Origin of the sequence: Actinoplanes sp. CA-252034 (assembly GCF_050956125.1) — a bacterium.
Lineage (GTDB): Bacteria > Actinomycetota > Actinomycetes > Mycobacteriales > Micromonosporaceae > Actinoplanes.
On sequence record NZ_CP191846.1, the window covers coordinates 151,697 to 172,151 of the forward strand.

The window sequence follows — 20,455 nt, forward strand, 5'->3', positions numbered from 1 at the left end:
GAAGCCGAGCGGTTTCGCTGCGACCGACGTGCTGGTCAGCGGCTCCGACGGTCCGGACACCGTCGAGCAGGCGCAGAAGACCTCGGACGAGCTACAGCCCTACGCCGAGCTGGGGCTCAAGGACGACGAGTACGCCAAGATCCGCGAGATCCTGGGCCGGCGGCCCACCTCGTCCGAGCTGGCGATGTACTCGATCATGTGGAGTGAGCACTGCTCGTACAAGTCGAGCAAGGTGCACCTCAAGCAGTTCAGCGAGAAGGCGCCGCAGAACACCCGGATGCTGGCCGGCATCGGTGAGAACGCGGGTGTGGTGCAGATCTCCGAGAAGCTGGCGGTCACCTTCAAGGTCGAGTCGCACAACCACCCCAGCTACGTCGAGCCGTACCAGGGCGCAGCCACCGGGGTCGGCGGCATCGTCCGCGACATCCTCGCGATGGGCGCCCGCCCGATCGCCGTGATGGACCCGCTGCGCTTCGGCGCCCACGACCACCCCGACACCGCCCGGGTGCTGCCCGGTGTGGTCGCCGGCATCGGTGGCTACGGCAACTGCCTGGGCCTGCCCAACATCGGTGGCGAGATCGTCTTCGACCCGTGTTACCAGGGCAACCCGCTGGTCAACGCTCTGAGCATCGGCGTCCTGCCGGTCGAGCGCCTCCAGAAGAAGGAGGCCACCGGCACCGGCAACATCGTCGTGCTGCTCGGCGCGCGGACCGGCCGGGACGGCATCGGCGGCGTCTCCGTGCTGGCGTCGGCCACCTTCGACGAGGAGGCCGAGCAGCGCCGCCCGTCGGTGCAGGTCGGCGACCCGTTCATGGAGAAGCTGCTGATCGAGAGCTGCCTCGAGCTGTACGATGCCGGGCTCGTCTCCGGCATCCAGGACCTCGGTGGCGCCGGCCTCACCTGCGCGCTCACCGAGACCGCCGCGGCGGCCGGCACCGGCATGCGGGTCTGGCTGGAGCGGGTCCCGCTGCGTGAGGCCTCCATGACGCCGACCGAGATCCTGGCGAGTGAGTCGCAGGAGCGCATGCTCCTCATCGTCACCCCGGAAAACCTCGACGCCGTTCTGAAGGTCGCCGAGAAGTGGGGCGTCTGGGCCACCGCCATCGGCGAGGTCACCGCGGCGTCCGCCGACGGCACCCCCGGCCGGCTCGTGATCACCTGGAACGACCACGTGGTCGTCGACGTGCCGCCGGGCTCGCTCGCCGACGACGGCCCGGTCTACAACCGGCCGATCCGTGAGCCGAACGATGTGATGCTGCTGCAGGCCGACCGGGCCGAGACGCTGCCGCGTCCGTCCACGGGCGACGCTCTGCGGGAGACCGTGCTGCGGATGGCCGCGTCGCCGAACCTGTGCGACAAGACCTGGGTCACCGAGCAGTACGACCGGTACGTGCTGGGCAACACGATCCTGGCCCAGCCGGAGGACTCCGGCGTGCTCCGGATCGACGAGGAGACCGGCCTCGGGGTGGCGCTGTCCGTCGACGGGAACGGGCGGTTCGCGCGCCTCGACCCGTACGAGGGGGCCAAGCTCGCGCTCGCCGAGGCGTACCGGAACGTCGCCGTCACCGGCGCCGAGCCGATCGCCGTCTCCGACTGCCTCAACTTCGGCTCGCCCGAGGACCCGCACGTGATGTGGCAGTTCGCCGAGGCCTGCCGGGCTCTCGCGGACGGCTGCCTCGAGCTGGGCACCCCGGTGACCGGTGGCAACGTCAGCTTCTACAACCAGACCGGGGCCGCGGCGATCCACCCGACCCCGGTGGTCGGTGTGCTGGGTGTCTTCGACGACGTGGCCCGCCGCGTCCCGATGGGCTTCCCGCGGCCGGCCAAGGCCGGTGGCGACCTGCTCTTCCTGCTCGGCGAGACCCGTGTGGAGCTCTCCGGCTCGGAGTGGGCCTGGGTGACCCACGGCCACCTCGGCGGCCGCCCGCCCAAGGTCGACCTCGCCGCCGAGCGGGCGCTCGGCCAGGTGATGGCGCAGGCGTCGAAGTCCGGTCTGGTCAGCGCCGCGCACGACCTCTCCGACGGCGGCCTGGCCCAGGTGCTCGTGGAGAGCACGCTGCGCCACGGCGTCGGCGCGAAGGTGACCCTCCCGGGGGACGGCAACTCGCCGTTCGTCCACCTGTTCAGCGAGTCGGCGAGCCGTGTCCTGGTCAGCGTGCCGCGCGGCCACGACAAGGCGTTCCTCGCGCTGGTGGCCGAGCACGGTGTGCCGGTCACCCCGCTCGGCGTCACCTCCGAGGAGGCGTCGCTGCAGGTGGAGGGCCAGTTCACCATCCCGCTGGAGGAGCTGCGGACGGCTTGGTCGTCGACGCTGCGTGACCTCTTCGGCAGCCCCGCCGAGCAGCAGCCCGCGCCGGTGACGTCCGGTGAGGTCCGCTCGGTGACGCTGGAGCTGAGCCCGCAGGCGCCGGGCGGCCCGATCGAGCCGCCGGCCTGATCGTCAGCACATGAAGAAAGGCCCCGCGCGAATCGCCAATCGCGCGGGGCCTTTCTTTCAGCTCAGAACCTCAGTTGTCGTCCCAGTCCCGGTTCGGGCGCGGGCCGTAGTTGCCGCCACCCTGCTGCGGCGGCTGTGGCGGCTGCGGTGCCGGGGGCTGCTGTGGGTAGCCGTTGCCGTAGGCGCCACCCTGCTGAGGAAGTCCGCCCTGGTGCTGGTCATACCCGCCCTGGTCGTAGCCACCGTAGTTGCCGCCCGGCTGGCCGTAGCCGCCCTGGTCGTAACCACCCTGCTGGTCGTATCCGCCCTGCTGCCCGTAGCCGCCGGCGTCCTGACCGTTCCAGCCCTGGTCGTAGCCACCCTGGCCGCCGCCGTACTGACCGCCATCGTAGTTTCCACCGCCCTGCTCAGGCTGGTACAGGTTGGTGTGCTCGTCGTAGCGCTGCGGCTGCTGTGGCTGCTCCGGCTGGTAGAGGTTGGTGTGCTCGTCGTAGCGCTGCTGGCCGCCGTCGTTGTAGCCGCCACCACCCGGCGCCGCGCCGTAGCCGCCACCCTGCTGGCCGTAGGTCTGCGTAGCGCCGTAGCTGCCGCCGCCCTGCTGGCCGTCCCACTGGTTGCCGCCGTAACCGCCACCGGGCGGCAGCGGGGCGCCGTAAGGGTCCGGGAACTCGTCCTCGACGGGCATCCGATGGATCACTGTGGGCGCGTCGGCGATCCCACCGCCCATCGCCCCGGGCCGCACGCTCATACCCGCGGCCGGAGCGATCATCGTGGCGTCGGCACCGCGGCCGGCGCCGACCGGCGCGGCCACCCGGGTGGCGTCGAAACCGCCGCCCACGCTTGCCGGGACGGCCGGGCCGATGCCGGTGTCCGAGGCGAGCTCCTCCGCCTTCTTACGGCGCATCCAGACCAGCACCATGGCGCCGATGCCGGCGGCGACGAGCAGACCACCCATGAGGATCAGGAGCCAGTTGCTGCCGCCGTCGTCGGAGCTGCTGGCGGCTTCCTGCGTGTCGTTGCCACCGAGGTTGTTGACGCCCGGGTCGCCCGCGTCGGCGGATTCGTCGTCGGTCGCCTCGTCGGTCGGCTTGGTCGTCGCCGACGTGCTCGTGGACGGGGTCGGTGACGTCGCGGCAGCCGTCTTCTTGATCGTGAGCGGCACGTTCACGGTCCGGCCGGCGGCGCCCTGAACGGTCACGTCGGCGGCCTCGTAACCGGCCTTCGCCGCGGCGACCTGGATGGAACCGGCCGCGATCGGCTGGGAGTCGGACGAGTTGAACGAGTAGCCGCCGTCACCGCCCGTGGCCGTGGTGTAGGTGTGGCCCTGGCTGTCCTTCATGACGACCTGCACACCGGAGACGCGGTCACCACCGTCGTCCTTGATCCGGCCGGAGACCTGCCGCACGGTCGTCGGCGCGGCCGGGCCCTCCACCTTGATCGTCTCGGTGGCCGCCTGGCTTGCGGCGCCGTTCTGGTCCTTCGAGATGACGGTGATCGTCATCGTCTGCGACTGGCCGGCGGCCACGGTCGGCGCGGTCAGCGTGGCGTCGTACTCCCTCGGCGTGCCGCCGATCGTGTCGCTGGGGCTGCAGCCGTTGTTGCACCGCCCGGCGCTGGTGGTGACGTCGGTGTTGAACCGACCGGCGTTACCCTCACCCTCGGGGTTACTTACGGTGTATGAAATGGTTACCGTAGAGCCCGACGACACCGTACGATCCGAGACAGACGCGATCGTCACGGTTGGAGCCGCAGCCTGAGCGGCCGTTGGGATGCCGGTCACCAGCCCTGAGACCAGTGCCAGGAACGCACCGGCCTGGGCCGTCCGGGCACGTAGGTGCGTTGTCACGTCCACCGCCTTCCGGTCGCGCGGTCCCCGGTTCCTTCGATGTCCGGTGGATCCCACGACGTGTACACCGTCGGCAACTATGCCTTGTCATACGTCACTCGCGCGACCCAGGGCGGTGTGCCGTTCTCCTCATGTCGGGTCGTATCGTCCCGACATGTCTCCTGCGCACAGTAAATCCGAGTCGGTCGCCGAAGCGTTGGACGCGCTGGACCGGGGTGTCGAGCCCGCCCGTGCGGTGCTGCGTGATGCCGTGCGAGCACTGCTGACCGAGTTGTCCGCTCGCGCGCCTGGCCGTTCGGTGGAGGTGCGGATTCCACCTTTCGGCGCGATTCAGTGCGTTGCCGGCCCGCGGCACACACGAGGCACACCGCCCAATGTGGTCGAAACGGATCCGATGACCTGGCTGCTCCTGGCCACCGGCCGGCTCCCGTGGGACGAGGCGGTGCGTGACGGACGTCTCCGGGCGAGCGGTACGAGGACCGACCTCACCGACTACCTGCCACTTCTCGGCTGACGAGCGCGGGTGCCCTTCTCGTGGGCTCGCGTACACTGGTCGGTCGGACGGACCAGCGAGTTAGCGGTCCGTGCAGACCCCGACATGAGGGAGCGAGCAGGTGCCCCGAGGCGACGGCCTACTGACCGACGATCTCGACCCCCAGGAGCGCGGCCCCCAGGATGCCTGCGGCGTCTTCGGCGTCTGGGCCCCCGAGGAGGAGGTTGCCAAACTCACCTATTTCGGGCTCTACGCGCTGCAGCACCGGGGGCAGGAAGCCGCCGGCATCGCTGTGAGCGACGGGTCCGGCGTGGTGGTCTACAAGGACATCGGCCTGGTCTCCCAGGTGTTCGACGAGCCGACTCTGGCGAGCCTCCGTGGCCACGTCGCGATCGGTCACGCACGCTACTCCACGACCGGCGGCTCCAACTGGGAGAACGCGCAGCCCACGATCCGCGCCACCCCGGCCGGCACGACGATCGCGCTGGCCCACAACGGCAACCTGGTCAACACGGCGGAGCTGGCCAAGGACGTCGCCGACCGCGGCCTCGAGGTGGGTGACTCCACCTCCGACACCGCTCTGGTCACCACTCTGCTGGCCGGCCGCCCCGATCTGTCGGTCGAGGCCGCCGCGATGGAGCTGCTGCCGACCCTGCGGGGCGCTTTCAGCTTCGTCTTCATGGACGAGCACACCCTCTACGCCGCCCGTGACGCTCAGGGGGTCCGCCCGCTGGTGCTGGGCCGGATGGAGCGGGGCTGGGTGGTCGCCAGCGAGACGGCTGCGCTGGACATCACCGGCGCCAGCTTCGTCCGCGAGGTCGAGCCCGGCGAGATAATCGCGATCGACGAGCACGGTCTGCGGTCCAGCCGGTTCGCGGCGCCCGAGCCCAAGGGCTGCCTCTTCGAGTATGTGTATCTCGCTCGCCCGGACACCACGATCGCCGGGCGCAACATCTACTCGGCCCGTGTCGAGGTGGGCCGCAAGCTGGCCAAGGAGCACCCGGTCGAGGCGGATCTGGTGATCGGTGTGCCCGAGTCGGGCATTCCGGCCGCGATCGGCTACGCGGAGGCCTCCGGTATTCCGTACAGCGCCGGTTTCATGAAGAACGCCTACGTGGGCCGGACCTTCATCCAGCCGTCGCAGACCATCCGCCAGCTCGGCATCCGGCTGAAGCTGAATCCGTTGCGCGAGGTGGTCCGCGGCAAGCGGATCGTGGTGATCGACGACTCGATCGTCCGCGGCAACACCCAGCGCGCCCAGATCCGCATGCTGCGTGAGGCCGGCGCGCTGGAGATCCACGTCCGGATCTCGTCGCCGCCGGTGAAGTGGCCGTGTTTCTACGGCATCGACTTCGCGACCCGGGCCGAGCTGATCGCCAACGGACTGGAGATCGACGGGATCCGCCGCTCGATCGGCGCCGACAGCCTGGGCTATGTTTCGCTCGACAATCTGATCCAGGCGACCGAGCAGCCGAAGTCGCGGCTCTGCATGGCGTGCTTCGACGGGGAGTATCCGATCGAGCTGCCGGCCGGTGACCTGATCGGCAAGCACGTCCTGGAGGGCGTGGGCCGCCGGGCGTCGATGCCGGGTGCCACCCCGCAGGCGGCCACCGCCGCCGTCGCCGAGCTGGAGAGCGACTACGACGCTCGCGAGCTCGCGGCCGACGTCCGCCCGGCAGCGGAGCCGCTGGTCGCCAGCCCGGGCGGCGCGACCGCGCTGCACCACCCGTGATTCTTTCAGTTACACAGAACCGCTAAGGGGAGAACCGTGACGCACGTGTCCGAGCGCAACAGTGCCGGATCCAACGGCGCCGAAGGAGGCGACCGTCAGCCCTGGACGGCCGGCTCAGGACGCGGACCGCGCAAGCGCTCGGCCACGTACGCGGAAGCGGGTGTCTCGATCCACGCCGGCGACCGTGCCGTCGAGCTGCTCAAGGCGAAGGTGAAGAAGACCTCCCGCCCCGAGGTGATCGGCGACCTGGGCGGCTTCTCCGGCCTGTTCCGGCTGAACACCGCGAAGTACAAGAGCCCGATCCTGGCCTCGTCCACCGACGGCGTCGGCACCAAGCTGGTGATCGCCCAGCAGCTCGACATCCACGACACGATCGGCATCGACCTGGTCGCCATGGTCGTCGACGACCTGGTGGCGTGTGGGGCCGAGCCGCTGTTCCTGCTCGACTACATCGCCTGCGGCGAGGTCGTCCCGGACAAGGTGGCCGAGATCGGCGCGGGTATCGCGGACGGCTGCCGGTACGCCGGGTGTGCCCTGCTCGGCGGCGAGACGGCGGAGCACCCGGGTGTGCTGCGCCCCGACGAGTACGACGTGTCCGCGACCGGCGTCGGTGTGGTCGAGGAGAGCGAGATCCTCGGCAAGGAGCGGGTCGAGCTGGGTGACGCGGTGATCGCGATGCGGTCGTCCGGCCTCCACTCGAACGGTTACTCGCTGGTCCGGCACGTGCTGCTCGGCGCCGGCCGGATGCGCCTGGACACCGTGGTCGACGACTTCGGCACCCAGCGCACTCTGGGTGAGGAGCTGCTCACCCCCACCAAGATCTACGCCAAGGACTGCCTGGGCCTGATCGAGGAGACCGACGTCCGGGCGTTCTCGCACGTCACCGGCGGTGGCATCCCCGGCAACCTGAACCGGGTGCTCCCCACCACCATGGACGCGATCGTGGACCGCTCCACCTGGCGCCCGCAGTCGATCTTCGACCTGATCCAGGCCAAGGGCCGGATCGAGGACTCGGAGATGGAGGCGACCTTCAACATGGGCGTCGGCATGTTCGCGATCGTCTCGTCCGACGACGCGGACCGCGCGATGGCCTACCTCACCGGCCGTGGTGTCGAGGCCTGGCAGGTCGGCGAGGTCGTCGAGGGCTCCGGCGAGGTGCAGATGATGGGGTCGTACACCCGGGGCTGACCGGAAAGTGATTCTGGTTGGCAATAGTCCGAATGTGAAATGATCCGCGTGTGTCGATGTCCGGCACATGCGGATCTTTCGCATGGACTGTGGAGCGCGAGGCCTAGCCTGACCTGAGTCACGAGTGCCGGACGGGAGTGTGCGGGGACATGACGGTTGCGTGGAGCGGGATGCGGGGCATCTCGGCAGAACCCGGCTACGTCGTCATGCAGCCCACTACTCTCTGCAATCTCGCGTGCGGGTACTGCTACCTGCCGTTTCGCCGGGAGAAGCGGCAGATGCCGGTGGCGGTCGCCGAAGCCGTCGCCGAGGGGGTGGCTGCCTTCGCCCGTACCGGCCGATTCTCGGTGGTGTGGCACGGCGGTGAGCCGCTCGCCGCCGGCCGGGACCACCTGGCCGCGCTGTTCGCGCCGTTCGGCACGACCGTGGAGCATCACGTGCAGACCAACGCGACCCTGATCGACGACGCGTGGTGCGAGTTCTTCGCCGAGCGCGACGTGCGCGTCAGCGTCAGCGTGGACGGCCCGCGCGGCCGCAACGGTGACCGGGTGGACCGGGGTGGAAAGCCAGCTTACGACCTGATCGTGCGGGGCATCGATCGGTTGCGGGCGCACGGCATCCCGTTCTCCACCCTCTGCGTGGTCGGTGATCCGCGGCCCGGCGTGGCGACCGAGCTGTACGACTACTTCCTCGCCCTGGGCTGTGAGGTGCTCGGCATCAACGTCGAGGAGCAGGAGGGCGTCAACACCCGGCTCAACAGACACGATCCGGCCGCGGTGAGCGCCTTCTGGGCGGAGCTGGTGTCCGCATGGCGCCGTGACCCGCGGATCCACCTGCGTGAGGTGGAGTGGTCGTTGAGGTATGCGTCAGCGGTCCTCGACGGCAATGCCGACGACCTGCTGCCCCGGCGGCTGGACCCGATTCCCACGATCGCCCACGACGGCTCGGTGGTGCTGCTCTCGCCGGAGCTCGCCGGCTTCCACGACCCCCGCTACGGCGACTTCTCCAGCGGCAACGTGCTGACCACGCCGTTGCCCGAGATCCTGGCCGGCGCGGAGAACACACTCTGGATCCGCGAGTTCATGACGGGGATCGAGGCGTGCCGCGACAGCTGCCCCTACTTCGGCTTCTGTGGCGGAGCACACGCCGCCAACCGGTACTTCGAGCACGGCAGGTTCGACGTGACCGAAACGAATCACTGTCGGAACAGCAAGATTCGCCTATTGGAGGGAGTGCTGGACCATGCCCGAGATCACGAAGCCACGGCTGTCTGAGGACGTGGAGACGGATCCGGTGACGGCACGGGTGCACGACACCCGGGCCGGGCTGGCCGCGCTCATCGCGGAGGCGGAAGCGGCCAGGCAACAACGCGCCGAGGAGTCACCGGAGAACGGCGGCTCGGCGGTATGTGCCTGGAACCACTTCGAGAACATTCCTACGTTCTACAACTGGAACAACCGCCCACGCTGAAGATCGACGCGGCTCGGTTGAAGCCCACGCGGATGAACCGCGTGGGCTTCAGTCGTGCAACCCTAGGAATCGTGACCGCGTGACACACGCGAGCACGCGGTAAATCCGCGTGCTCTGTGCAGAACGGGTCAGCTCCGCCTCGAAGGCGACCAGGAGCCCTGGTCATCCCAGGTGTCCTGGTCTTCGGCAGCGTCGTCCTCGTCATCGTCGACAACGTCGTCGTTGTCATCGACGAAATGACGGTCCGGTTGGCGGGTTCCCGCCAATTCGCGCTGCAAGGCGGTGAGGTCGGTGTTCGGGGAGTGGTACTTCAACTCCCGGGCCACCTTCGTCTGCTTGGCCTTAGCACGGCCGCGCCCCATGGCTCGACCCCCTCGCACAGAATTCGGGGCAGCCCGAAGGCTGGGCCCCGATGACGTCAGGCATCTCTCGTGGGTCTTACGGTACATGGACGATGCCTAGTTCGGCACCTCGGGTTGCGTGTGACACTGCCGCGCGTCGCGGTTGACCTTTTTCGGCGGCGCGCGGCAGGCCCACACAGTCCTCAGGCGAGGTAGATGGAGCGCAGCCGGCCGACCTCGGCCATGCGGCGCTCGGCGAGCCGGTCGGCGGCGATCGCCGGCGGCACACCCTCGTCGACGGCGAGCTGGAGCAGACGCCGGGTGGTCTCGAAGATCCCGGTGGCCCGCAGCTTGGCCCGCTCGAAGTTGAAGCCGTGGATCTCGTCGGCGACCTGGATGACGCCGCCCGCGTTCACCACGTAGTCGGGGGTGTAGAGGATGCCGCGGTCCTCCAGGAGCTTGCTGACGCCGGCGTGGGCGAGCTGGTTGTTGGCGCCACCGGTCACGACCTTCGCCCGCAGCACCGGCACGGTGTCGTCGTTCAGTGCGCCACCCAGGGCACACGGCGCGTACACGTCGATGTCGGAGGCGATCAGGGCGTCGGTGTCGGCCACCAGCTCGATCTGCGGGTGGGTCGCGCGGGCCCAGGCGAGGGCCGACTCGTTGACGTCGGTGGCGACCACCGAGGCGCCGTCGTCGAGCAGGTGACCGGCCAGGTACTTGCCGACCTTGCCGAGACCGGCGACCCCGACCGTACGGCCGGCCAGCGACGGTGTGCCCCAGGTGTGCTCGGCCGCGGCCCGCATGCCCTGGAAGACGCCCCAGGCGGTCAGGACCGAGGAGTCCCCGGCGCCGCCGTGCTCGACGCTGCGGCCGGTCGCGTAGCGCGTCTCCCGGGCGACCACGTCCATGTCCTGCACGTAGGTGCCGACGTCGCAGGCGGTGTAGTAGCGCCCGCGCAACGAGTCGACGAACCGGCCGTACGCCCGCAGGAGGGCCTCGCTCTTGAGTTTCACCGGGTCACCCCAGATGACCGCCTTGCCGCCGCCCAGGTCCAGTCCGGCCATGGCGTTCTTGTAGGCCATGCCGCGGGACAGCTTGAGCACGTCGGCGAGGGCGGCGTCCTCACTCTCGTACGGGTAGAAGCGGGTGCCGCCGAGCGCGGGGCCGAGCGCCGTCGAGTAGATGCCGATGATCGCCTTCAGTCCGGTGTCCCGGTCCTGGCAGAAGACGACCTGTTCGTGCCCGTCGGTGTCGAACACGTCCATGGTGGGTTCTCCTGATCTCTGCGTAGGCCTTCGTGGGGCCATGATCCCGGCAGGGTGAGCCGGTTACGCCGAGCGTAGTCGTGCGAATGGCGCGCCGATTACGTCGCGGCGGGAAGTTCCCGCCGGCCGGATTCATGAAAGGATCGCGCCGTGCCGTCACTGTTCGCGTCGTACCTACGGGTTTACGAGCCACTGACCGCCTTCGACCGGGAGCGGCAGGTCTTCTGGCGCGAGTACGCGCGCGAGGGCCGCGACATGGGTCTGGTCGAGGGCCCCCTTCGGCAGCGCACCGCCGTGCTCGAGGCGCTGGGGCCGGCTGGACCCGGCTGCCGGACCTGCCCGACGAGGCCTACGTGCTGGAGTGGGACGGGGCGGTCCTGGTCTGCCCCTGGAACCTGCGGCTACGGGTCGCCGAGGCTGCTCTGAACGCCCGCGACGGCGTGCCCGCGGTGCTCGCCGACGCGTTCGTCCCGCCGGTGCTGGCCGGCCAGGCGAAAGCGGTCGTGGAGGACTGGCGCAGCGGGGCGAAGGTCCTCGAGCAGGGAGTGCCCCGGGTGCACGAGCAGATCGCCACGTGGGGCGTCCCGCTGCGGTGGTTCGCGTTCGTCGACCTGGAGGAGCGGGAGATCGCGCTGTCCGGCCGGCGAAAGGTGCTGCGGTACCGCACGGAGATCTCCAAGGCGCGCCGGCGGGCGCACCGGGCGGTCTCGGTGCTGCGCAAGTCGCTGGGCGACGCGCCGATCACCGAGGCGGTCGAGGAGGGCACCCGCTGGCTGGAGGAGTTCCATCCACGGTCGGTGGTGGAGCTGGACTACGGCGGCCTGGTCAACCTCCTGCCGGAGGACAAGCTCACCGAGGACGATTCCCCCGGACTGGTGGCAGCCGGACTTTCGGCACTTTCTCGCGGTGACGCTGAGTCAGCAAGTGAGGCTTACGAGAAGTTGGTGGCGCGTTGGCGCATCGTCCAACTTCTCGAGCGATGCAATTGACCTGCGGAAATGGGACAGAGGCCTACTTTTCCCAGCCGCCGGGAGCGCTCCCGAAGCGAACACTCTTCGTAATCGCTGATCCTCTAAGCGTGATAATCGGGCCAAACGAGACACTATCTGGCGTATAAAACGCGCAAAAATCGGGCATGCTTCATCCGTCTATCTGGGGACGTTCGTCCGTTCGGCCCATGTCGGACATCGGGGACTAGCCGGACCATGAGAGACGCACCGGCCGGCGGGACCCCGGCCGATGTTTTTTAGGCACCTGTGGAGGAGTGACCGATGGCATCGCGTACGCACGATCCTGAGCCGCTACTAACGCCGGCCGAGGTGGCGTCGATGTTCCGAGTCGACCCGAAGACCGTTACTCGGTGGGCCAAGGCGGGCAAGCTCAGCGCTATTCGCACGCTGGGTGGCCACCGTCGCTACCGGGAGTCGGAGGTCCGTGCCCTGCTGCAGGGGCAGATCCCCACGCAGCGCCAGGGCGACTGACCGAGTCGACCGAGAACACGTCGCAAGGGGCGAACGCTGGGGAAGGCGATCGCCCCTTCTTCGTAGAGAGAGAAAGGCGCCGGCTGATGCCGGCGCCTTTTCCTATTCGGTCACCAGGACTGCCACGGTCCCGTCGACGCCACGGCGCAGTCGGCTGCCGAGCATGGTCAGGCGACCGATCACCCCGTACTTCTTCTTGATGCCGTCTCCGACACGGACCCGGTCGGCGTGGTCGCCGATCCGCGCGGTCGCCTCGATCGGCTCGCCCGTGGGGGTGCCCCGCATGTCGCAGGCCGCCACGGTGACCCGGCCGCTGTTGCGGATCCGCTTGAGCTTGCCGCTGCCGGCCACGGTCCAGAAGCCCAGCCCGGCGCCGTCGGGAACGACCCAGAGCGGAGTCGCGACCGCCCGGCCGTCTCGGCGGAATGTAGTGAGAAGGACGTATTTCTCCGAGCCGAGTTGCTCCAGTGCGGTCATGCTTGAAGAGTATTGACCATGACACAGCCGGCGATCGGTGACGCCTTCGGAGAGATGATCCGCGACGCGTATGCGGTGCACACGGGGGTGGGTCGGCGACCGCTGGCCGGAGGGCGATACCCGCGACCGGTGATCGAGGTGATCGAGCGCGAGGACGGCCTGATCAACGGTGCTCCGGCCGCGCATTACCTGAGCGGGCCGGACGAGTGGCGATCCTTCGACCATCGGGCGGTACGGCTGTCCCGCGGCCGGGTCCTCGACATCGGGGTGGGCGCCGGCCGGATCGCGATCGAGCTGCAGCGCCGTGGCATGGCGGTCACCGGACTGGATACGTCGGCCGGCGCCATCGAGGTGTCCCGGGAGCGCGGCCTGCGTGACACCGTGCTGGCCACCGTCGACGAGTTCTCCCGGGCGAGCGTCCGGTACGACACGTTCCTGCTGCTCGGCAACAATCTCGGCCTGATGGAGAGCGCGGAGCGGGCGCCGGCCTTCCTGGCGGCGCTGGCCCGGCTGGCGTCGCCCGGCGCGCGGATCGTGGCGCAGGGCGCGGATCCGTACGGGACGACGGATCCACTGCACGCGCGCTATCACGAGAGCAACCGGGCCCGCGGGCGGCTGGGCGGGCAGTTGCGGCTGCGGCTGCGCTACCGGGAGCTCGCCACCGACTGGTTCGACTACCTCAACTGCTCGGTCGACGAGCTGAAGGCCCTGCTGGCGGGCACGTCCTGGCGCCTCAAATCAATCGACGAGCAGGACCGGCCGTACTACGTTGCGGTCATGGAGTTGATTGAATGACAGATCTCAGCCGTGACCAGGTTCGCCTCAGCAAGCGGATGTCCCTGGTCCTCCGGCACCGGCCCGAGGTGGCCGGGCTCACCCTCGACGCGAACGGATGGGTGCCGGTCGGCGAGCTGCTGACCGCCCTCGGCATGACCCGCGCCGAGCTCGAACTCGTGGTCGCGCACAACGACAAGTCACGCTTCGCCGTGCAGACCGGGCCCGACGGCGTCGAGCGCATCCGCGCCAGCCAGGGCCACTCCCGGCGCGTCACCGTCGATCTCGACCTGCCGCCCGCCACCCCGCCCGCGGAGCTGTTCCACGGGACACCGCGGGCCAACCGCGAGGCGATCCTGCGGGAGGGGCTTCGTCCCCGGAGCCGGCACCACGTACACCTCTCGGTCGATCTGCCGACCGCGGTGACCGTCGGCCGCCGCCGCTCGCCCGACGTGGTGGTTTTCAGCGTCGCCGCGGGCGTGATGGTGGAGGAGGGACACGTCTTCCACCGCAGTGACAACGGGGTATGGCTCACCACGTCCGTGCCGGCACAGCACCTTTCGATAAAACGGACAAATCCGTAATCTGCCAGGTCGACCTTGCATCCACTGTGGCCGGTGGCCGGTTCTCCGGACAGCGGCGGGTGACCGCCGTTAACTTGGACGGATGGGGAGGGTCACTCGGCGTCATCTCACCGACCTTCCCGGCACCCTCGGTCTACCCGTCGCGTTAGCGGTGGCATCGATCCTGGCCGTCCTCGCCTTCGGTCTTCCCGCGCTGGACCGGGCCGTACCGGCCGAACGAGCCGTCGCGTCCGGCCGGCCGTACCCGGTGGGCGCCGGGGTCACCGTGGTGCCCCCGCCCGGGGCCGTGCTCGACGTCACCGGCACCCGACCCGGCGCCGACCGCGGGACGGTGCTGTTCCGGCTCGGCCTGGTCCGGTATGCGATCGATGTCGAACCGTTCGACGGCGACCTGACCGCTGCCGCCGTCCGGCTCCGCCAGCGCATCACCGGCATCAACGGTCACCGGATCACCGGCACCCAGCTCGCCGTCTCCACGGCCGGCGGATTCGCCGGCGTGCAGGGCGGCTACACCGCCGGCGACCGGGACGGGCGGTACGCCGTCTTCGTCGCCAACGGGCTCACCATCGAGGTCATGGTCAGCGGCGACGACACCGACCTGGAGAGCGCACTGCCCGCCATCGACGCCAGCACCCGCACCCTGCGCTACGAGCAGGGTCCATGAGCGACCCGGTCCGGCCGGGGACACCCCGGGTGGCCGTGCTCCTCCACCGGCCCGCGTTCTGGGTGGTGATCGCCCTACTGTCCGCCGGCGCGGTGCGGATCGCCCAGATCGGCCTGCTCTTCCTGGACAGCTTCCCGATCGCGACGATCACCGCGATCGTGCTTTTCGGGCTGCTCGCCGTACCCTTCTGGCTCTTGCTCGCCGAGCTCGACTTCCTGGAGCGCGAGCCGCCGAGCCTGCGCGTCCTCGCCTTCGCCTGGGGCGGCCTCGTCGCCACCAGCGTCTCCATCCCGGGCAGCACCGCGCTGGACAACCTGATCGCCAAACTCGGATCGACCGACCTGGCCGCCGAATGGGGCGCCGCCCTGGCCGGGCCCACCGTCGAGGAGATCGCCAAGACGCTCGGCGTGGTCGCCATCGTGCTGGTCGCGCGATCCCAGGTGAACAGCATGCTCGACGGCATCGTCTACGGCGCCCTGGTCGGGCTCGGCTTCCAGATCGTGGAGGACGTGGTCTTCGCGATCGGGGCGGTCCAACAGGCCGGCGGCGGCGACCGGGTGCAGCCGGTCATCACCACGTTCCTGGTGCGCGGCATCCTGGCCGGCGTGTGGAGTCACACCCTGTTCGGCGCGCTTGCCGGCGCGGGCATCGGCTATCTCGTGGTCAACCGGGATCGTTCCCGGGCCCGCCGGATCGCGGTTGCCGGTCTCGCTCTGGCCGGCGCCTGGGCCTCGCACTCGCTGTGGAACTCGCCGCTGTTCCGGGAGAGCTTCGGCGACAGCGCGATCGCCCTGCTCGCCGGTCTTCTCTTCAAGGGCCTGCCGCCGCTGCTGCTGGTCCTCTACCTGGTGCGGCGGGCGCACGACCGGGAGGCGGCCTACTACGTGGCCATTCTGGCCACGGTCCGGGATCCCGACCTGATCACCGACGGCGAGCTGCGGGTCCTCGGATCACACTCGCGTCGGGGAGCGGCCCGGCGGCACGCTGCGGCGAGCGCGGGGCACAAAGCCCGGGCGGCGGTACGGCGACTCCAGCGCGCCCAGGCAGGCCTGGCCGTCGAGTTGAGCCGTGCCGAGGCCGACGTGCCCGACGACGCGGCCGACGCGCGGGCCGCCGAGGTGCGGGAGCGCCGCGTCGCCCTCGCCGCCCTGGGAATCCCGGAGGCGGTCGAGGGCGCACGGTCCTGGCGGCACACCGCTTCCACGGTCGGAACCGCGGTGGTCGCCATCGCGGTTCTCTGGGTGACTCTGTCCGCGTTGGGGGTGGCTGAGACGGTTTCAGACGGTTCCGGCCGGCGGCAGCCCGCCGTCGCCGTCGACGATCAGATCCGGGGTGCCGTCCTCGTCCAGGTCGACCATGGTCACGTCGACCTTGCCGTCGCCGTCGGTGTCGAACTGGTAGAGGTCCGGCTTACCGTCGCCGTCGGTGTCCGAGACCCAGACATCGGTACGGCCGTCGCCGTTCGCGTCCTTCTTGAACAGGTCGACACGGTCGGTACCGCGGGTCTCGATGACCTCCTGCGGCTCGCTCATACTGCTTCCTCTCGTCGGCCGCCAGGGCCCGGCGGTGTGCCCGTCAGTACCCAACGGATCAATCGAACAGTCCCCGATCCTGTGATGGTTGTCGCTGGTGCCGGTCCTCGACGGGCGTAACGTACGCCGACGTGGATATCGCTGAGGACGGCAAGCAACACCTGTTCACCAGCGGCGGCGGGGGTGCGCTCGCGGAACGCATGGGCATCGAGATCACCGAGGCCACCGCGGAACGGGTCGTAGGAATCATGCCTGTCGAAGGCAACACCCAGCCGTACGGGTTGTTGCACGGCGGCGCCTCCTGCGTGCTCGCCGAGACCCTCGGCTCGGTCGGCGCGGTCCTGCACGGCCAGACCGTGGACCGGCCGTTCGCGGTCGGCGTCGACATCAACGCCACCCACCACAAGGCGGCCCGCTCGGGCGTGGTGACCGGAGTCGCCGTCCCGGTGCACCGGGGGCGCGCCGTCGCGACGTACGAGGTGGTCCTCACCGACGAGTCCGGCGAACGGGTGTGCACCGCCCGGATCACGTGCCTGCTCCGGGGGCCTGAATTCCCACGTCCGGGTGCGTTCCTTGACCGCCCGACGTACCTTTTGCAACGTGACCGACGTACCACAGCACGCATTCGACGACGCCGCGCACGTCCTGCAGTGTGCGCTCAGCGGCGACACCGCGGCTGTGGCCGACACCTTCGACGCGGTGGTTCATCGGGACGGCGTGGTCGGCGCGTGGGACGTCGCCTGGTGTCTCGCCGCGACCATGGTCGGTCAGGTTCCGCCCGGTGGAGCGTGGACCCTCGAGTTCCCGGGGATCGACGAGGCGCAATATGACAAGCGCTGGGTGGCCCGGTTCGTCAGTGCCTACGTCAACGGCGACTTCCCGACCGGTGAGGCCCTGTTCGGCGCGGCGATCGCCGACGGCACGCTCCCGGACTGTCTGCTCGCGCTCGCCGGGTCGACGGTCGCGACCCTGCGGCACCGGGCGGCTTGAGCCCGCCTACTTGCCCCTGAGGTAGAGCGCCTTCGCGTACTGCGCGGCAGCGGCATTGTTGTACATCGACGCCTGCGACATGAAGAACTCGTTGTCGGCGATCGCCCGGGACGCCTGTGACGTCCCCGCCCACCGGATGTCCGCCTCCGCCTCGGACAGCCCGCGCGCCCTGAACTGCCGGCGCATCGCCACCCGCCCGGAGCGGAACGCCTCGGCCGCCTCCTCCGCGTGTTTCATGCAGGAGAGAGCCTTCTCACTCAGCGCCTCGGCCAGGGTGTAGGCCGCGTTCTCCGCATCATTCGAGAAGCCGTTCACCACGACGCCTCCTTGCGTCCGAGATTTGACCGATACCGACACACTCTGTAGCACCGAGCGATCCCCATCAAGGCCCTTCGTGACGGGTGTGGACAACCGCATCACCGTCCGTTGATATAGCTTCTCGGATCATGACCGATCCACAGGCGACACAGGACCCCCTCCCATCCGGTCGGCGTTCGCTGCAACTGCTGGCGGTGGCCGCGGCCGCACTGGTGCTCGGCTCGGTCGTCTCCACCGCCGTGATGCTCCTCGCCGGCTGGCGCTACACGCCGGAGCGCGAGTTCACCGTCGCGGTCTTCATGCAACCGGATGCCGACGGCGCCCAGCGTGAGGCGGTGCAGCGCCGACTCGGGCAACTGCCGGCCGTCGACGGCGTGCGGGTGGAGACCCGCGAGCAGGCGTACGAGAGACTTCGGCAGCGAGTGAACGGCGACCCCACCCAGATGGAGGGAATCGAGGCCGCCACGATGCCGGAGTCGCTGCATCTGACCACTGTGGGCCGAGACTTCGACTGCGGGCCGTTGCCGTCGATCCGGAAGATGGCCGGAGTCGACCGGATCCGGGTGGTGATGCGGACCGAGGGTGGCCGCCCGGGAGCCGAACTCGGGTGTTGATCAAGCACCTCGCGTCGGAACGGTACCGTCCGGTATCGCTCCGCAAGTCCTTGAACGGGGGTTCCTCGATGAACGTGCAGCACCGCAGACTTCTCGGCGTGCTCGGCGCCACCGCCGTGGCCGTCGCCTCCACCGCGCTCCTCGCCACGCCGGCGCAGGCCGCCACCGCCGGTCTCGCGACCGCGGGCAAGAGCACCGTCAGCTTCCGCGCCCTGATGGGGCAGGCCAACAAGGTCTCGGTCACCATCTCCGGTCGTACCGTGACGCTCACCGACCGGGTCGCGATCAAGGCCGGCAGGGGCTGCCGGTCGGTCAGCCGCACCAAGGTCCGGTGCACCACCAGCCAGGCCACCAAGACGATCAAGGTCGCGCTCGGCGACAAGAACGACTGGGCGCGCAACTACACCGGCGTCTTCATGCTGGCCAGCGGTTCCACCGGCAACGACACGCTGTACGGCGGTCCCGGCGCCGACCAACTGCAGGGCGGTTCCGGCAACGACAGGCTGTACGGGAGCGACGGCCGGGGCGAGCTGTTCGGAGACTCCGGCGCGGACTACATCGTCGGCGGCAGCGGGTACGACTACGTCGTGGCCGGATCGGGCGGCGACACGATCGCCACCGGCGCGGGCGACGACCTGATCCACGGCCAGGCCGGCAACGACACCGTCTACGCCGGGACGGGCCACGACGAGGTCCGCGGCTGGGGCGGCAACGACCGGATCTGGGGCGGCGCCGGCCGGGACTTCCTGATGGGCGACGTCGGCAACGACGCCCTCGCCGGTGAGGCGGGCGACGACATCCTGGTCGGCGAGATCTACAAGGAGGTCGGCACCAAGGGCGTCTCTTCCGGCTCGCCGACCGCGGCGGACCGGCTCTACGCCGGCGCCAACACGTCGATCGGCGACATCTGCCTGGAATCCTCGAGCAAGGGCAGCGCGTCGGGCTGCGAGTGGTTCACCGCGGTGGTCACCGGCAGGCCGGCCGCCGCCGCTCGGCTCATCCCCGCGTCTCCGGTCGACTGACGCGGCCTCGTCCGAACGGCCCTTTCATGCCGTGGAGTGATCCACCTCACCGATCTACCTGGTGACGTCGAAACGGTAGCGTTCTACGCTCGTGGCCTCGGTCGGCCGGACTTCGCGCCTACCTCGACACGGGGGAACTCACATGCTCTTGCTCAACCGCCGCACCCTGGCCGTGATCGGCGCCACCGCCGCGGCGATCGGCTCCACCACCCTGCTGGCCGCCCCCGCGCAGGCCGCCGCGGCGGGCACCGCGAAGGTCGTGGGGACCGGGGCGGTCGAGTTCACGGCGCTGGCCGGCAAGGTCAACGGTCTCACCGTCACCATCTCCGGCCAGACCGTCACCCTCGACGACCTGGTCGCCATCAACGCGGGCGAAGGCTGTGCCGCCGTCGCGGGCGACGCCACCAAGGTCACCTGCACCAGCACCGGTGTGACGAGCTCGATCACCGTCAACCTGGGCGACCTGAACGACTGGGTCAAGAACAAGACCGCGGTTCGCCTGGTCGCCAACGGCGGCACCGGCAACGACAGCCTCTCCGGCGGCTCGGCGGCCGATCGGCTGGACGCCGGCGCCGGCAACGACACCGTCTACGGCGGCGCCGGCAACGACTCCATCTGGGGTCAGGCCGGCAACGACACCATCTACGGATACAGCGGCAACGACAGCGTCTCCGCGGGCGCCGGCAACGACCGGGTCTTCGGCCAGGACGGCAACGACACCCTCTACGGCGGTACGGGCGCCGACCTTCTCAACGGCGCGAACGGCCTGGACAAGATCTACGGCCAGTCCGGCAGCGACAGGATCTATGCGGGCTCCGGTGCGGACGCCGACTACAACGGCGACTCCGTCTGGGGTGGCTCGGGCAACGACGTCATCAACGGCGAGGGCGGCTACGACGAGATCTACGGCGGCACCGGCAACGACACCCTCTCGGGTGGCAGCTCCACCGACGCCCTGTTCGGCGAGGCCGGCAACGACACCCTCAAGGGCGACTCGGGCGCGGACATCCTGGTCGGCGAGCAGATCAACGGCAACGTCAAGCCGGTCGGCAGTGCCAAGGCCAAGGACAAGCTGTACGGCGGCACGAGCGTCGACCTCTGCATCGCCCTCAAGGCCGCCAAGTACTCCAGCTGCGAGTACAAGAAGTGGTCGGACTACGTGAACAGCAGCGCGGGCAGCCTCGCCGTGAAGCCCTGATCATCACCGCACAGAAAACGGCCCGG

Annotated in this window: 21 protein-coding genes and 3 pseudogenes; 18 read left to right on the forward strand and 6 right to left on the reverse strand. The window is 69.6% G+C overall.

What is annotated here, in order from left to right:
- The first annotated feature begins 28 nt into the window (after positions 1–28).
- Complete coding sequence (purL, locus tag ACQPZW_RS00685) at positions 29–2,437, forward strand: phosphoribosylformylglycinamidine synthase subunit PurL (RefSeq protein ID WP_433797887.1); 2,409 nt, start codon at positions 29–31, stop codon at positions 2,435–2,437.
- A 70-nt stretch (positions 2,438–2,507) separates the two neighbouring features.
- Here purL and ACQPZW_RS00690 read toward each other — a convergent pair whose 3' ends face one another.
- Positions 2,508–3,938 carry a carboxypeptidase regulatory-like domain-containing protein gene (locus tag ACQPZW_RS00690; protein ID WP_433792930.1) on the reverse strand — a complete coding sequence of 477 codons (1,431 nt, stop codon included), beginning with the start codon at positions 3,936–3,938 and terminating at the stop codon, positions 2,508–2,510.
- On the opposite strand from ACQPZW_RS00690, the gene ACQPZW_RS00695 reads away from it, so the two are divergent.
- The 6 genes from ACQPZW_RS00695 (at position 3,922) to amcA (ending at position 9,166) form a co-directional block, all read left to right on the forward strand.
- On the forward strand, positions 3,922–4,194 hold the full coding sequence (locus ACQPZW_RS00695; RefSeq protein ID WP_433792931.1) for a hypothetical protein: 273 nt from the start codon (positions 3,922–3,924) through the stop codon (positions 4,192–4,194). The genes ACQPZW_RS00690 and ACQPZW_RS00695 overlap by 17 nt on opposite strands.
- Positions 4,195–4,437: 243 nt before the next feature.
- Positions 4,438–4,797, forward strand: coding sequence for a sterol carrier family protein (locus ACQPZW_RS00700; protein ID WP_433792932.1), 360 nt, complete (start codon positions 4,438–4,440; stop codon positions 4,795–4,797).
- 100 nt (positions 4,798–4,897) lie between these two features.
- Entirely contained in the window at positions 4,898–6,508 is a 1,611-nt protein-coding gene (purF, locus tag ACQPZW_RS00705) for an amidophosphoribosyltransferase (protein ID WP_433792933.1), read from the forward strand.
- Positions 6,509–6,544: 36 nt separating this feature from the next.
- Positions 6,545–7,696 carry a phosphoribosylformylglycinamidine cyclo-ligase gene (gene purM, locus ACQPZW_RS00710; protein WP_433792934.1) on the forward strand — a complete coding sequence of 384 codons (1,152 nt, stop codon included), beginning with the start codon at positions 6,545–6,547 and terminating at the stop codon, positions 7,694–7,696.
- A 170-nt stretch (positions 7,697–7,866) separates the two neighbouring features.
- Positions 7,867–8,970 carry a cyclophane-forming radical SAM peptide maturase AmcB gene (gene amcB, locus ACQPZW_RS00715; protein WP_433797888.1) on the forward strand — a complete coding sequence of 368 codons (1,104 nt, stop codon included), beginning with the start codon at positions 7,867–7,869 and terminating at the stop codon, positions 8,968–8,970.
- On the forward strand, positions 8,939–9,166 hold the full coding sequence (amcA, locus tag ACQPZW_RS00720) for a multiple cyclophane-containing RiPP AmcA (protein ID WP_433792935.1): 228 nt from the start codon (positions 8,939–8,941) through the stop codon (positions 9,164–9,166). The genes amcB and amcA overlap by 32 nt, the downstream gene beginning before the upstream one ends.
- A 128-nt stretch (positions 9,167–9,294) precedes the next feature.
- Here amcA and ACQPZW_RS00725 read toward each other — a convergent pair whose 3' ends face one another.
- Together ACQPZW_RS00725 and ACQPZW_RS00730 are read right to left on the reverse strand one after the other, a co-directional pair.
- Complete coding sequence (locus ACQPZW_RS00725; protein ID WP_433792936.1) at positions 9,295–9,528, reverse strand: DUF3073 domain-containing protein; 234 nt, start codon at positions 9,526–9,528, stop codon at positions 9,295–9,297.
- Positions 9,529–9,710: 182 nt separating this feature from the next.
- Complete coding sequence (locus ACQPZW_RS00730) at positions 9,711–10,775, reverse strand: Glu/Leu/Phe/Val family dehydrogenase (RefSeq protein WP_433792937.1); 1,065 nt, start codon at positions 10,773–10,775, stop codon at positions 9,711–9,713.
- 150 nt (positions 10,776–10,925) lie between these two features.
- On the opposite strand from ACQPZW_RS00730, the pseudogene ACQPZW_RS00735 reads away from it, so the two are divergent.
- Positions 10,926–11,764 (forward strand): annotated as a pseudogene (locus ACQPZW_RS00735) (hypothetical protein).
- Positions 11,765–12,046: 282 nt separating this feature from the next.
- Positions 12,047–12,256 (forward strand): BldC family transcriptional regulator, encoded by a 210-nt coding sequence (locus ACQPZW_RS00740; protein WP_014687221.1) that lies wholly within the window; start codon positions 12,047–12,049, stop codon positions 12,254–12,256.
- 102 nt (positions 12,257–12,358) lie between these two features.
- On the opposite strand, the gene ACQPZW_RS00745 is transcribed toward ACQPZW_RS00740, so the two are convergent.
- The gene (locus ACQPZW_RS00745) at positions 12,359–12,733 is read right to left on the reverse strand and encodes a PPOX class F420-dependent oxidoreductase (RefSeq protein ID WP_433792938.1); all 375 of its coding nucleotides are present in this window, start codon (positions 12,731–12,733) and stop codon (positions 12,359–12,361) included.
- 18 nt (positions 12,734–12,751) lie between these two features.
- Between ACQPZW_RS00745 and ACQPZW_RS00750 the strand changes: the two genes are divergently transcribed.
- The 4 genes and pseudogenes from ACQPZW_RS00750 to ACQPZW_RS00765 all read left to right on the forward strand — a co-directional run.
- Positions 12,752–13,528, forward strand: coding sequence for a class I SAM-dependent methyltransferase (locus ACQPZW_RS00750; RefSeq protein WP_433792939.1), 777 nt, complete (start codon positions 12,752–12,754; stop codon positions 13,526–13,528).
- A complete protein-coding gene (locus ACQPZW_RS00755; protein ID WP_433792940.1) occupies positions 13,525–14,091 on the forward strand; it encodes an RNA 2'-phosphotransferase in 567 nt (188 codons plus the stop codon). Before ACQPZW_RS00750 ends, ACQPZW_RS00755 begins: the two co-directional genes overlap by 4 nt.
- A gap of 82 nt (positions 14,092–14,173) precedes the next feature.
- Positions 14,174–14,755: a hypothetical protein gene (locus ACQPZW_RS00760; protein ID WP_433792941.1), complete on the forward strand. Its 582-nt coding sequence runs from the start codon at positions 14,174–14,176 to the stop codon at positions 14,753–14,755.
- Positions 14,752–15,471 (forward strand): annotated as a pseudogene (locus ACQPZW_RS00765) (PrsW family intramembrane metalloprotease); the annotation flags it as partial. The gene ACQPZW_RS00760 and the pseudogene ACQPZW_RS00765, both read left to right, overlap by 4 nt.
- Positions 15,472–16,032: 561 nt before the next feature.
- Here the strand turns inward: ACQPZW_RS00765 and ACQPZW_RS00770 are convergent.
- Positions 16,033–16,287: a hypothetical protein gene (locus ACQPZW_RS00770; protein WP_433797889.1), complete on the reverse strand. Its 255-nt coding sequence runs from the start codon at positions 16,285–16,287 to the stop codon at positions 16,033–16,035.
- A gap of 248 nt (positions 16,288–16,535) precedes the next feature.
- Here ACQPZW_RS00770 and ACQPZW_RS00775 point away from each other — a divergent pair.
- Positions 16,536–16,763, forward strand: a pseudogene (locus tag ACQPZW_RS00775) (hotdog fold thioesterase); the annotation flags it as partial.
- Between the two features lie 124 nt (positions 16,764–16,887).
- Positions 16,888–17,277 carry a hypothetical protein gene (locus tag ACQPZW_RS00780; RefSeq protein WP_433792942.1) on the forward strand — a complete coding sequence of 130 codons (390 nt, stop codon included), beginning with the start codon at positions 16,888–16,890 and terminating at the stop codon, positions 17,275–17,277.
- A gap of 6 nt (positions 17,278–17,283) precedes the next feature.
- Here the strand turns inward: ACQPZW_RS00780 and ACQPZW_RS00785 are convergent, their stop codons facing one another.
- Positions 17,284–17,595, reverse strand: coding sequence for a hypothetical protein (locus tag ACQPZW_RS00785; RefSeq protein ID WP_433792943.1), 312 nt, complete (start codon positions 17,593–17,595; stop codon positions 17,284–17,286).
- Positions 17,596–17,723: 128 nt separating this feature from the next.
- Here ACQPZW_RS00785 and ACQPZW_RS00790 point away from each other — a divergent pair, with 128 nt between their 5' ends.
- The 3 genes from ACQPZW_RS00790 to ACQPZW_RS00800 all read left to right on the forward strand — a co-directional run bounded on the left by ACQPZW_RS00790 (position 17,724) and on the right by ACQPZW_RS00800 (position 20,429).
- On the forward strand, positions 17,724–18,209 hold the full coding sequence (locus ACQPZW_RS00790; RefSeq protein WP_433792944.1) for a permease-like cell division protein FtsX: 486 nt from the start codon (positions 17,724–17,726) through the stop codon (positions 18,207–18,209).
- A gap of 68 nt (positions 18,210–18,277) precedes the next feature.
- Entirely contained in the window at positions 18,278–19,231 is a 954-nt protein-coding gene (locus tag ACQPZW_RS00795; RefSeq protein ID WP_433792945.1) for a calcium-binding protein, read from the forward strand.
- A 142-nt stretch (positions 19,232–19,373) separates the two neighbouring features.
- Positions 19,374–20,429 (forward strand): calcium-binding protein, encoded by a 1,056-nt coding sequence (locus tag ACQPZW_RS00800; RefSeq protein WP_433792946.1) that lies wholly within the window; start codon positions 19,374–19,376, stop codon positions 20,427–20,429.
- Positions 20,430–20,455 lie beyond the last annotated feature (26 nt).